Consider the following 11,442-nt stretch of genomic DNA (forward strand, 5'->3'; position numbering starts at 1 on the left):
TGGGTCGTCAGCGGACATTCGATTTTCCTACCCTGCGGTTTTCTGCGACAAGCTGGCGATGCTCGCCCGCCATTCCTATGCCCGCCATCCGACGGCAGAGTCGCATTCTTTCACAATCGAGCAAGAAGATTATAATTTCCCGGGACGCTCGATCTGTCACCCTCGGGGTTCTAACCATCTCGAATATTTCAGCTTTCCGGGGCGGACAGCGAAGGTGACATCTGTCACTTGTGTCACCCTGGCTTCGGCCGCACAGTGCATCCACAGCTTGCGCGGCACCAGACATTGCAGCGTGGCGAAGGCGTTACCATATTGCCAACCAAGAGAGGGCATGATGCCCTCTGGCGGCGCGGCAAGCGCCGATGGAAGTACGGACCTAAACCCTATGAATCTCCTCCCCCTCCTTCCCCTGCGCGACATCGTGGTTTTCCCGGGCCAGGTCGTTCCGCTCTTCGTCGGTCGTACGAAATCCGTCGCCGCGCTCGAAGAGGCGATGACCGGAACCAAGGACATCTTCCTGCTCGCCCAGCTCGATCCGGGCTGCGACGATCCGGAGCGCGACGACCTCTACGACCTGGGCGTGATCGCCCAGGTTCTCCAGCTGCTGAAGCTGCCCGACGGGACCGTTCGGGTGCTGGTCGAAGGCACCCAGCGCGCCAGGCTCGTCGAACTGCGCGAGGAGGGGGAACTGGTCGTCGCCCAGGTCGAGGCGGTGGAGCCCGAGGTTGCGTCGGGGACCGAGGTGGCGGCGATGATGCGCTCGGTGGTCGAGCAGTTCGCCGAATATGCCAAGCTCAACAAGAAGCTGCCGGAAGAACTCGAAGAGGAACTCGCCGAGATCGACGACGCGGCGCGTCTGGCCGATACGGTCGCGGCCAATCTCACCGCCAAGGTTTCCGACAAGCAATCGCTGCTGACCGAACCCGATCCGCTCAAGCGGCTCGAGATGGCCTATTCCTTCATGGAGGGCGAATTGTCGGTGCTCCAGGTCGAGCGCAAGATTCGCGGCCGGGTCAAGCGGCAGATGGAGAAGACCCAGCGCGAATATTACCTCAACGAACAGCTCAAGGCGATCCAGAACGAACTGGGCGGCGGCGAAGGCGGCGAGGTCGACGAGATCGCCGAACTCCAGTCGAAGATCGACACGCTCAAACTGTCGAAGGAGGCCAAGGCCAAGGCCCAGGCCGAGCTCAAGAAGCTCAAGACAATGCAGCCGATGAGCGCCGAGGCCACCGTGGTCCGCAACTATCTCGATGTCCTGCTCGGCCTGCCCTGGGGTAAGAAGAGCCGGCTCAAGAAGGATCTCGCCAAGGCCCAGGCGATCCTCGACGAGGATCACTACGCGCTCGACAAGGTCAAGGACCGGATTGTCGAATATCTTGCGGTGCAGGCCCGGACCAACAAGCTCAAGGGCCCGATCCTGTGCCTCGTTGGCCCGCCCGGCGTCGGCAAGACGTCGCTCGGCAAGTCGATCGCCCGTGCGACCGGTCGGCAATTCGTCCGCCAGTCATTGGGCGGCGTGCGCGACGAAGCGGAGATCCGCGGCCATCGCCGGACCTATATCGGCTCGCTGCCGGGCAAGATCGTTTCGAACCTGAAGAAGGCCGGGACATCGAATCCCCTGTTCCTGCTCGACGAGATCGACAAGCTCGGGCAGGATTTCCGGGGCGATCCGGCATCGGCCCTGCTTGAAGTCCTCGATCCCGAACAGAATTCGAAGTTCCAGGATCACTACCTCGAACTCGATATCGATCTGTCCGATGTCATGTTCGTCACCACGGCGAACAGTCTCAACCTGCCCCGGCCGCTGCTAGACCGGATGGAAGTGATCCGGCTCGAAGGCTACACCGAGGACGAGAAGGTCGAGATCGCCCAGCGCCACCTGATCCCCAAGCAGGTCGAACAGCATGGTCTCAAGAAGGGCGAGTTCGAGCTGACCGAAGCGGGCCTGCGCGACCTGATCCGCTTTTACACCCGCGAGGCAGGTGTGCGCACGCTCGAGCGCGAGATCGCCCGGCTGGCCCGCAAGAGCCTGCGCCGGATTCTCGAAAAGAAGGAAAAGAGTGTCACGATCACGCCCGACAACCTCGGCGATTTCGCCGGGGTGCGGAAATTCAAGCACGGCATGAGCGAAGAAGAAGCGCAGGTCGGCGCGGTTACCGGCCTGGCCTGGACCGAGGTCGGCGGCGAGCTGCTGACCATCGAGACGGTGACCACGCCGGGCAAGGGTGAAATCAAGACCACCGGCAAGCTTGGCGAAGTCATGAACGAAAGCGTCCAGGCCGCCTTCAGCTTCGTGAAGGCGCGGGCGCCAGCCTACGGCATCAAGCCTTCGATCTTCCAGCGCAGGAATATCCATATCCACTTGCCCGAAGGGGCGGTGCCGAAGGATGGGCCGAGCGCGGGTGTCGGGATGGTAACCTCGATCGTGTCCGCGCTTTCCGGCATTCCCGTCAGGCCCGATGTGGCGATGACCGGCGAGGTTACGCTGCGCGGAAGGGTGCTGGCGATCGGCGGACTCAAGGAGAAGCTGCTGGCGGCGTTGCGCGGCGGAATCAAGACCGTGCTGATCCCCGAGGAGAACGAGAAGGACCTTGCCGAAATCCCGGACAATGTGAAGTCGGGGCTGGAGATCGTCCCGGTCGGTCACGTCGACCAGGTGCTCGAACGGGCTTTGACGTCCGTCCCTGAACCGATCGAGTGGACCGAAGCGGATGACCTGGCCAGCCAGCCGGCTCCGGGGCAGGCAGGGGGGATCGCGTCGCCGACGGCTCATTGAGCTTCGCTGCAGCGCAGCGACTCGGAGCCGTTGGCCGGAACAATTGACCCGCTGAAGTCGGAAAGCTGGCCGGATTATGACGGGCTGCTGCGCTCGACTCGTCGAAAACGGAGCATGAATTGACAAAAACCGCACTTTTGCGGGCGTTTTGCCTTTGACAGGACGGACAAAACTCGCTCAATTCATCGCCATCCGAGAGGCGATTCACATCCAAATCAATTCCGGCACTTTCTCAGAGGGGGTTCCTAGACAATGAACAAAAACGAACTGATCGGCGCAGTCGCCGAAGCAAGCGGTCTTTCACGCGGTGACGCCACCAAGGCAGTCGAAGGTGTTTTCGACACGATCACGTCAACGCTTGCGCGGGGGGACGAGGTTCGCCTGGTCGGCTTTGGCACTTTCTCGGTCGCCCGTCGCAAGGCTTCGACCGGGCGCAATCCGCGGACCGGTGAGCCGATGACCATCAAGGCGTCGACCCAGCCGAAATTCAAGGCCGGCAAGGGCTTGAAAGATTCGGTAAACAACTAATTCGGTCTTGCCGCGGTCGCCCCGCCTCGCGACCGGGCAAAGCGAGAGCCGCGACTGCCCGGTGCGGTCGCGGCTTTCCTTTTGGGTGCTTCAGGGGGAGGGCCGCGTCGCCACGGCGTAGAGTGAAATCGCGGCGGCGTTGGATACGTTCAGGCTCTCCATCGCGTCGCTGATCGGCAGGCGGGCGAGCGCGTCGCAATGGGCCGCGACATTGTCGCGCATGCCCGCGCCCTCCGCTCCCAGCACCAGTGCGACGGGACCTGCGGGCAGGGCCTCGGCGAGCGTTGCTTGCGCTTCTCCATCCAGTCCGATCCGCCAATAGCCGGCTTCGGCCATCTGTTCGAGTGCCCGCGCCAGATTGACGACGCGGATCCACGGCACGATCTCAAGCGCGCCCGACGCCGACTTTGCCACTACTCCGGACTCCGGCGGCGCGTGGCGGTCCTGGGTAATGATTGCCGCTGCATCGAAGGCCGCGGCGGAGCGCAGGATGGCGCCCAGATTGTGCGGATCCGTCACCTGGTCGAGCACCACAAGCGGACGGGCCGAGCCTGCGTCAAGCACGTCGTCGAGGTGCATGTCTTCCAGCGGTTCGCATTCGAGCACCAGGCCCTGGTGCGGCGCGTCGCGTGCCACCAACCGGGCGAGATCGGTTCCTTCGGCATATTCCACCGGAAAGTCCTCTGGCAGTTCGCCGTCGAGCGAGTCGATCCCCTCGCGGGTTGCCCAGAGCTTGCGGTGTCGGCGCGCCGGGTTCCTGAGGGCCGCTTCGACCGCGTGGCGCCCCCATAGCCGGACATGGCCCTGGCTGCCACGGCCACTGCCGCGGCCGCCCTGCATCCGGCCGGCGCGTCCACGCAGGGCCCGCTTGTCACCGCGCTTTGCCATGGAGACTCCTTCACAAGGGTTTGGGGCCGCTCCTGCCAGCCGTCCCATTGACAGGCAAGCAGTGGTTCGCCATTGGGGCGCCTCTCGGCTGGCCGGGTCCCTGGGAAACAAGTGTTCAGGGCCCCAAATTTGCGGGGCGACCCGCCACCGGCGATGGTGTGGACAGGTGGCCGAGTGGTTAAAGGCAGCAGACTGTAAATCTGCCCGCGCAAGCGTACGCTGGTTCGAATCCAGCCCTGTCCACCACCCCGGCATTCATGGCGAACCTCCATGGCCGGTCGGAGTCGAGGCGTAGCCGAGACGACAGGAGGGCAATCCTGCCCCGTCCCAACTACCTTTCCTGCTCGAGCGCAGGTCGAGGATGTTCATGGCTTGTGAGGCGGCAAGCAAATCCCTAGGGATTGCTGATGGCCGGTGAACTGCTTGACAATCGAGGGCGCGGAGAGGCCGCCTGGGGGTGGCCCGCGATTCATCCCGAGGGACGAAAATTCGGCGTTGCCGCGATCTTTGCGAGCCTGGTTTTCCTGCTCGGGCTCGACTGGGAAATCGTGGGCTGGCCGCTACTGCTGCTGAGCCTCGGGATATTCGCCTTCTTTCGCGATCCCGAGCGGGTCGTTCCGCAGGACGAGAACCTGATCGTTTCGCCGGCGGATGGCCTGGTCACCCTGATCGAGCAGGTCGAGCCGCCGGTCGAATTGCAGATGGATGATTCCGCGGGCTCGAAAGGGCTGGGCCATGGCAAGTTCACCCGCGTGTCGATTTTCATGTCGGTGTTCGACGTCCATATCAACCGCGCGCCGGTCGGTGGAACGGTCCGCCGTGTTATCTATATTCCCGGCAAATTCATGAATGCCGATCTCGACAAGGCGAGCGAGGAAAACGAGCGCCAGCACATCCTGATCGAGCGCAGCGATGGCTTGCCGATCGGCTTCACCCAGATCGCTGGCCTCGTCGCCCGGCGGATCGTGCCGTTCGTCAAGCCCGGCGACATGCTTGCGGTCGGGCAGCGAGTCGGCCTGATCCGGTTTGGCAGCAGGGTCGACGTGTTCCTTCCGCGCGGCACCGATCCCAAGGTCCTGCTGGGGCAGAAAGTCGTTGCCGGTGAAACGGTGATTGCCGAGATCGGGCGGCAGCAATTGATCGAGGGCATTAGCCAGTGAACCACGGGGACTCAGGCGAAGTGCCGGAACCAATCGGCCCCAAGGCATCCGAGAATGAAAAGCCACAACGCAAGCGGTTCGGCCGCGGGCTGACACTGCGCGCGGTCCTGCCCAACGCGATCACGGCGGCTGCCCTTTGCGCGGGACTGACCGGCGTGCGGTTCGCATTCGACCAGAAATGGGAAATGGCGGTGATAGCGGTCCTGATCGCCGGACTGCTCGACGGGATAGACGGAAGGATCGCCCGCCTGCTCAAGGCGCAATCGCGCTTCGGTGCCGAGCTCGACAGCCTGTCGGATTGCCTGTCCTTCGGCATGGCGCCGGCGCTGATCCTGTTCATGTGGTCGCTCAACGACCTGCCGCGCTTCGGCTGGCTTGCCGCGCTGGCCTTTGCCCTGTGTTGCGCATTGCGGCTAGCGCGGTTCAACGCGCGGATCGATGTCGACGAACAGCCGCACAAGTCGGCGGGCTTCCTCACCGGCGTTCCCGCCCCGGTCGGCGCGGGCCTGGCTTTCACACCGCTCTATCTGTGGTTGGCGAGCGGGGCGGAGATTTTCAGGGAACCGATCGTCGTTGCGCTATGGGTGGCGCTGGTGGCGTTCCTGATGATTTCCAGTCTGGCCACGCTTGGCTGGACGTCGCTGCGGCCTCGCCGGAGCATGCGCCTGTCGCTGATCGCCATGGCCGGGATCCTGTTTACCGCCTTGCTGACCGAGACCTGGTGGACCATGGCGGCGGTGAGCGCCGCCTATCTCGCGTTGATGCCCTATGGGATTTCGAGTTACGCCAAGATCAGGCGGCTTCGCGCAGCCCGGGGACCGATTGCTGCCAGCGATACCGGCCAGGCGTGACGGGGATCCGGGTCGCCCGTGGTCGCAACGGTGTCACATTGTCGCACCCGATCATCCTGACGCGAACCGAATAGCGATAGGTTTCGCGTGACAACGCCGAACTCAATTCCCGCCATTGCCGGAGCGCCCGGCGCAACGATGTAGCCAGCACCCCGACCGCGAGGAACGAGGCGGCACCGAAAACGGCGTAAAGGGCGAAGGAGAGAATCGTCATGGCTACCTCATTCACAATATCCCAAACCCGTGGATCGGCGGTTGGTTACCTGTGGGGTGCCTGTTGACACCCTGTGGATAACTGCCTCAATCTCCACCGGGTCAGAGCATATGTTCACTATTTGTTCCAGCCTGTCAAGCAGCCATTCCCGGCCCGATCAGGCGAACTGTAGCGTTTAGGGGTGGATTTCGGTCCGAACTATCGCTAAGGGCCGCGCGCCCTTGCGGGAAATGGCGGTTTTCCGCCCGGACGGGAAGCAAGAGCAAATTCACATGGAAGGCGCTTCATACCGGTGCCGCAGGCGGGATCTCCGCCGGGTTCTGAGTCTTCCAGAGGCATAACCGGAAAGGAATTATCTATGGCGGTCCCTACCGTCACCATGCAGCAATTGATTGAGGCCGGCGCACATTTCGGCCACCAGACACACCGCTGGAACCCGCGGATGAAGCCGTATATCTTCGGCGCGCGGAACGGCGTTCACATTATCGACCTGTCCCAGACCGTGCCGCTATTCGCGCGCGCGCTCGAATTCGTCGGCGCAACCGTGCGCGCGGGCGGCAAGGTGCTGTTCGTCGGCACCAAGCGCCAGGCGCAGGGACCGATCGCCGATGCGGCGCGGGCCAGCGGGCAGTATTACGTCAATCATCGCTGGCTTGGCGGCATGCTCACCAACTGGAAGACGATCTCCCAGTCGATCAAGCGGATGAAGGCGATCGAGGAACAGCTCTCGGGCGATGCATCGGGCCTGACCAAGAAGGAAATCCTCGACCTTACCCGCAAGCATGAAAAGTTGCAGATGTCGCTCGGCGGCATCCGCGACATGGGCGGCATTCCCGATGTGATGTTCGTGATCGACGCAAATATGGAGGAACTGGCGATCAAGGAGGCCAACGTGCTTGGTATTCCTGTAATCGCCGTTCTTGATACCAACGTCGATCCTTCGGGCATCGCATTCCCGGTTCCGGGTAACGACGATGCCAGCCGCGCTGTCCGCCTTTACTGCGATGCAGTCGCCAAGGCTGCCACCAAGGGCGGGGCGGAAGCAATCGCGGATACGGGCGAAGACGTCGGTGCAATGGAACAGCCTCCCGCAGAGGAAGCCGCCGAAGCACCGGCCGAAGAAGCTCCATCGGAAACGCCGGCAGATTCCGGCGAAGAAGCTTCCGCCTGAGGCGTAATCGAATTGGCATGATCGCCAACTAGCGCGCCGGGCCGGGAACAGGGCCCTGGCGCCCGAAAATGTTACAAGAGGAAATTATCATGGCTGCTTACACTGCCGCTGACGTCAAGACCCTGCGCGAGCGCTCCGGCGCCGGCATGATGGATTGCAAGAAGGCACTCGAGGAGACCAATGGCGACATCGAGGCTGCGGTCGATGCGTTGCGCGCCAAGGGCCTTGCCGCCGTCCAGAAGAAGTCGAGCCGTACCGCGGCCGAGGGTCTGGTCGGGGTTGCGGTTGAGGGAACGCGCGGCGTTGCCGTCGAGGTGAACTCGGAAACCGACTTCGTCGCCAAGAACGACCAGTTCCAGGATTTCGTTCGCAAGACAACGGAGGTCGCGCTGGCGCAAGGCAGCGACGATGTCGAGGCGCTCAAGGCGGCCGCCTATCCCGATGGCGGGACGGTGGCCGACAAGTTGACCGAAAACGTCGCGACGATCGGCGAGAACCAGCAGGTGCGCCGGATGAAGACGGTCGCGGTCTCACAGGGGATCGTTTTCCCCTACGTCCACAACGCCGCGGCCGATGGGCTGGGCAAGATCGGCGTGCTGGTCGCGCTCGAAAGCGAGGCCGACAAGGCCGCGCTCGAGGAGCTCGGCAAGAAGCTCGCCTGGCACGTTGCGGCAGCGTTCCCGCAGGCACTCGATGCCGACAGTCTCGATCCGGAAGTCATCAAGCGCGAACGCGCGATCGCTGCCGAAAAGGCGGCCGAGAGCGGCAAGCCGGCCGAAGTGCAGGCCAAGATGGTCGATGGCGCGGTCAGCAAGTTCGCCAAGGAGAATGCGCTGCTCTCGCAGGTGTTCGTGATGGACAACAAGACCCCGATCCAGCAGGTGATCGATCAGGCCGGCAGGGAAGCGGGCGCGACCATCGTGCTCAAGGACTATGTTCGCTTCCAGCTCGGCGAAGGGATCGAGAAGGAAGTGAGCGATTTCGCGGCCGAGGTCGCGGCCGCCGTCGCTGGCTAAACCGTGTGAGTCCCCGTGAAAACGGGGACCTCCAGCAATCTCGTGAAAGATTCCCGCCTTCGCGGGAATTCGCATGAGAACAGAAGGCCGTCGGACCTAGTGGTTCGGCGGCCTTACTTCTATCAGCCAGATTTCGGGCTGGGTGAACAAGCGGACGGGCATTAGGCTGGTACCGAGCCCTGAACCTACCACAAGCACCTTACCGCCTTCTTCGACCCTCCCGCAGGCATAGCGCTGGCCATAGCGCGACATGGTTGCGGGCGCTCCACCCCAGGGCCAGGCGATCTGGCCACAATGGGTGTGGCCCGCGAGGACCAGCGGCACGCTTGCGGGCAAGTCCGGCATCGGGTCCGGGCTGTGGGTCAGGATGATCCGCGCGCCCTCGAACCTCTCCATGGTCGCCAGGGTTTTCGGAATGTCGGCATGTCCCGTATAGTCGTCGTCCAGCCCGCCCAGGACCAGCGGACCGGCTTGGGCGGCGTCGTTTGCGAGAAGGACTATTCCTCGCCGTTCCAATTCTCGCGTTAGGCCGGGGAGATCGAACCAGTGGTCGTGATTGCCCGGGACGACGTAGGTTCCATATCGCGATTTTAGCTCGCCGAGCGGCGCGACGATTTCCTCGAGCTTATAGACATGCGTCGACAGGCGCTTCTCGCTGACCAGGTCGCCCGCAATCATAACGATGTCGGGTCCGAGCGCGTTCACCTGCCCGACAATCCGTTCGAGCCGTTCGGGCGGCATGTCGGGCCCCGCTACATGGATATCGCTGATCAGAGCGATCCGCATCGGCACTGAACCGGCAGGCAATCCCGGAAGTGCGACGCTTGTTTCGCGAACGACCGGATCGCCCATCGTGTCGTTCCATGCCTTTACCCCGACAAGCACGACAAACAGAAGGAATGCGGTAGCCAACCAGCGCCATCGAAGCCAAGTTTTACCCGAAACGGCCATGGCCGGTGCCTTCCTCTTTACCTGCCTGCCAAGAGGGGGCTAAGGACCCTCAACTGCCTGTCAATCGGGGTTTTCGCATGCCGTCACCAAAGTTCAAGCGCGTCCTCCTCAAGCTTTCGGGCGAGGTGCTGATGGGCGACCAGCAATTCGGGATCGATCCCGAATTCGTGGCGGAACTGGCGCGCGAAGTGAAGGCGGCCAAGGATACCGGGCTCGAAATCTGCCTGGTAATCGGTGGCGGGAACATTTTCCGTGGCATGGCCGGCGCGGCCAAGGGAATGGACCGCGCGCAGGCCGATTACATGGGCATGCTGGCGACCGTGATGAATTCGCTGGCGATGCAGAATGCGCTCGAGGATCTGGGGGTCTACACCCGCGTGCAATCGGCGATCCAGATGGACACGGTGTGCGAACCGGTGATCCGCAGGCGCGCCGAACGGCATCTCGAAAAGGGCCGGGTGGTGATCTTCGCCGCCGGGGTCGGCAGCCCCTATTTCACCACCGACAGTGGGGCGGCACTGCGCGCGGCGGAGATGAAATGCGACGCGCTGCTCAAGGGCACCAGCGTCGATGGGGTGTATGATTCCGATCCCAAGACCAATCCCAAGGCGAAACGTTTCGATACAGTCAGTTATGACAAAGTCCTGGCCAACAATCTCAAGGTGATGGATGCCTCCGCAGTGGCCCTGTGCCGCGACAACAACATCCCGATTGTGGTCTTCTCGATCCGCGAAAAGGGTAATCTGGCCCGTGTGCTCCAGGGCAAGGGCGTGCAAACCATAGTGCAAGGGGAAGCCTGACCATGGCGAAATACAGCAAGGCCGACATCGAACGGCGCATGCAGGGGGCGGTGGATTCGCTCAAGCACGATCTCGGAGGTCTCAGGACCGGGCGCGCCAATGTCGCGCTGCTCGATCCGGTGCAGGTCGAGGTCTATGGTTCGATGATGCCGATCAACCAGGTGGCGACCGTGTCCGCGCCCGAGCCGCGCATGCTTTCGGTCCAGGTTTGGGACAAGGCGAACGTGATCCAGGTCGAAAAGGGCATCGCCCATGCCGGGCTGGGTCTCAACCCGATGACCGACGGACAGACGATCCGCCTGCCGATCCCCGATTTGACCGAGGAACGCCGCAAGGAGCTGGCCAAGCTGGCAGGCCAATATGCCGAAAAGGCGCGGATTGCGATCCGCAATGTCCGCCGCGACGGGATGGAATCCCTGAAGGAAGACGAAAAGAAGAAGGAAATCTCGGAAGACGAGCACAAGCGGCTGCATGACGAGGTCCAGAAGCTGACCGACGACTACATCAAGCTCGCCGACGAGGCTGCGGCGGCGAAGGAAAAGGAAATTCTGACCCAGTGAGCCACCTGCGCGCTCGCTTCCCGTTCGTGTCGAGTGCAGTCGAGACACGTTGCGCATGCGCATCTCGACTGACGATCAAAGATCGGCAGTTCATCCTGAGCCTGCCAAAGGGCTCGAAGCGAACGGATGTGGCCTGTGGCTGACAGGCAAGACAGCCGCGCCAGGCATGTCGCCATCATCATGGACGGCAATGGGCGCTGGGCGAAGCAGCACCATCTGCCGCGCGCGATGGGGCACCAGCGCGGGGTCGAGGCGGTCCGCAAGGCGGTGCGATCCTGCAAGGGGCTGGGGCTCGAATGCCTCACGCTCTACGCCTTTTCCTCGGAGAACTGGAAACGCCCCGAGGACGAGATCTCCGACCTGATGAACCTGATGCGCAAGTTCATCAAATCGGACTTGCCCGAATTCGTGGCGAACGACGTCAGGTTGAAGATAATTGGCGATTACAAGGCCTTGGAACCCGATATTGTCGAAATGCTCGAAGACGCGCTGGCGCAGACCGCCAAGGGTTCGGTGACCCTGGC

12 protein-coding genes and 1 tRNA gene are annotated in these 11,442 nt (G+C 62.8%); 10 read left to right on the forward strand and 3 right to left on the reverse strand.

Going from position 1 to position 11,442, the window contains the following annotated elements:
* Positions 1–385: 385 nt before the first annotated feature.
* Together lon and AC16XC_RS10605 are read left to right on the forward strand one after the other, a co-directional pair.
* A complete protein-coding gene (gene lon, locus AC16XC_RS10600) occupies positions 386–2,779 on the forward strand; it encodes an endopeptidase La (protein WP_484034626.1) in 2,394 nt (797 codons plus the stop codon).
* A 252-nt stretch (positions 2,780–3,031) separates the two neighbouring features.
* Positions 3,032–3,307, forward strand: a complete 276-nt coding sequence (locus tag AC16XC_RS10605; protein WP_484034627.1) for an HU family DNA-binding protein — start codon at positions 3,032–3,034, stop codon at positions 3,305–3,307.
* 90 nt (positions 3,308–3,397) lie between these two features.
* On the opposite strand, the gene rlmB is transcribed toward AC16XC_RS10605, so the two are convergent.
* Positions 3,398–4,195: a 23S rRNA (guanosine(2251)-2'-O)-methyltransferase RlmB gene (gene rlmB / locus AC16XC_RS10610; RefSeq protein ID WP_484034628.1), complete on the reverse strand. Its 798-nt coding sequence runs from the start codon at positions 4,193–4,195 to the stop codon at positions 3,398–3,400.
* A gap of 160 nt (positions 4,196–4,355) precedes the next feature.
* On the opposite strand from rlmB, the gene AC16XC_RS10615 reads away from it, so the two are divergent.
* The 3 genes from AC16XC_RS10615 (at position 4,356) to AC16XC_RS10625 (ending at position 6,206) form a co-directional block, all read left to right on the forward strand.
* Positions 4,356–4,441 (forward strand) — tRNA-Tyr (locus AC16XC_RS10615).
* A gap of 161 nt (positions 4,442–4,602) precedes the next feature.
* Positions 4,603–5,355, forward strand: coding sequence for a phosphatidylserine decarboxylase (locus AC16XC_RS10620; protein WP_484034629.1), 753 nt, complete (start codon positions 4,603–4,605; stop codon positions 5,353–5,355).
* 20 nt (positions 5,356–5,375) lie between these two features.
* Complete coding sequence (locus tag AC16XC_RS10625) at positions 5,376–6,206, forward strand: CDP-alcohol phosphatidyltransferase family protein (protein WP_484034630.1); 831 nt, start codon at positions 5,376–5,378, stop codon at positions 6,204–6,206.
* On the opposite strand, the gene AC16XC_RS10630 is transcribed toward AC16XC_RS10625, so the two are convergent.
* Complete coding sequence (locus AC16XC_RS10630; protein WP_484034631.1) at positions 6,148–6,420, reverse strand: hypothetical protein; 273 nt, start codon at positions 6,418–6,420, stop codon at positions 6,148–6,150. The two genes, AC16XC_RS10625 and AC16XC_RS10630, sit on opposite strands and share 59 nt — an antisense overlap.
* Before the next feature lie 358 nt (positions 6,421–6,778).
* Between AC16XC_RS10630 and rpsB the strand changes: the two genes are divergently transcribed.
* Both rpsB and tsf read left to right on the forward strand, forming a co-directional pair.
* A complete protein-coding gene (gene rpsB, locus AC16XC_RS10635) occupies positions 6,779–7,591 on the forward strand; it encodes a 30S ribosomal protein S2 (protein WP_484034632.1) in 813 nt (270 codons plus the stop codon).
* 89 nt (positions 7,592–7,680) lie between these two features.
* Positions 7,681–8,607 carry a translation elongation factor Ts gene (gene tsf / locus AC16XC_RS10640; RefSeq protein ID WP_484034633.1) on the forward strand — a complete coding sequence of 309 codons (927 nt, stop codon included), beginning with the start codon at positions 7,681–7,683 and terminating at the stop codon, positions 8,605–8,607.
* Positions 8,608–8,703: 96 nt separating this feature from the next.
* On the opposite strand, the gene AC16XC_RS10645 is transcribed toward tsf, so the two are convergent.
* Entirely contained in the window at positions 8,704–9,519 is an 816-nt protein-coding gene (locus AC16XC_RS10645; RefSeq protein WP_484034634.1) for a metallophosphoesterase, read from the reverse strand.
* Between the two features lie 116 nt (positions 9,520–9,635).
* Between AC16XC_RS10645 and pyrH the strand changes: the two genes are divergently transcribed.
* The 3 genes from pyrH to uppS all read left to right on the forward strand — a co-directional run.
* A complete protein-coding gene (gene pyrH, locus AC16XC_RS10650; protein ID WP_484034635.1) occupies positions 9,636–10,358 on the forward strand; it encodes a UMP kinase in 723 nt (240 codons plus the stop codon).
* Between the two features lie 2 nt (positions 10,359–10,360).
* Complete coding sequence (gene frr, locus AC16XC_RS10655; protein ID WP_484034636.1) at positions 10,361–10,918, forward strand: ribosome recycling factor; 558 nt, start codon at positions 10,361–10,363, stop codon at positions 10,916–10,918.
* Positions 10,919–11,044: 126 nt separating this feature from the next.
* Positions 11,045–11,442 (forward strand): polyprenyl diphosphate synthase (uppS, locus tag AC16XC_RS10660; RefSeq protein ID WP_484034637.1); only part of this gene is annotated, 398 nt, incomplete at its 3' end.

Source organism: Candidatus Andeanibacterium sp., assembly GCF_057143545.1.

Bases quoted from the DNA above. Each gene is read 5' to 3' on its own strand.
- lon (WP_484034626.1), top strand. From the start codon at position 386: ATGAATCTCCTCCCCCTCCTTCCCCTGCGCGACATCGTGGTTTTCCCG.
- AC16XC_RS10605 (WP_484034627.1), top strand. From the start codon at position 3,032: ATGAACAAAAACGAACTGATCGGCGCAGTCGCCGAAGCAAGCGGTCTT.
- rlmB (WP_484034628.1), bottom strand. From the start codon at position 4,195: ATGGCAAAGCGCGGTGACAAGCGGGCCCTGCGTGGACGCGCCGGCCGG.
- AC16XC_RS10620 (WP_484034629.1), top strand. From the start codon at position 4,603: ATGGCCGGTGAACTGCTTGACAATCGAGGGCGCGGAGAGGCCGCCTGG.
- AC16XC_RS10630 (WP_484034631.1), bottom strand. From the start codon at position 6,420: ATGACGATTCTCTCCTTCGCCCTTTACGCCGTTTTCGGTGCCGCCTCG.
- rpsB (WP_484034632.1), top strand. From the start codon at position 6,779: ATGGCGGTCCCTACCGTCACCATGCAGCAATTGATTGAGGCCGGCGCA.
- tsf (WP_484034633.1), top strand. From the start codon at position 7,681: ATGGCTGCTTACACTGCCGCTGACGTCAAGACCCTGCGCGAGCGCTCC.
- pyrH (WP_484034635.1), top strand. From the start codon at position 9,636: ATGCCGTCACCAAAGTTCAAGCGCGTCCTCCTCAAGCTTTCGGGCGAG.
- frr (WP_484034636.1), top strand. From the start codon at position 10,361: ATGGCGAAATACAGCAAGGCCGACATCGAACGGCGCATGCAGGGGGCG.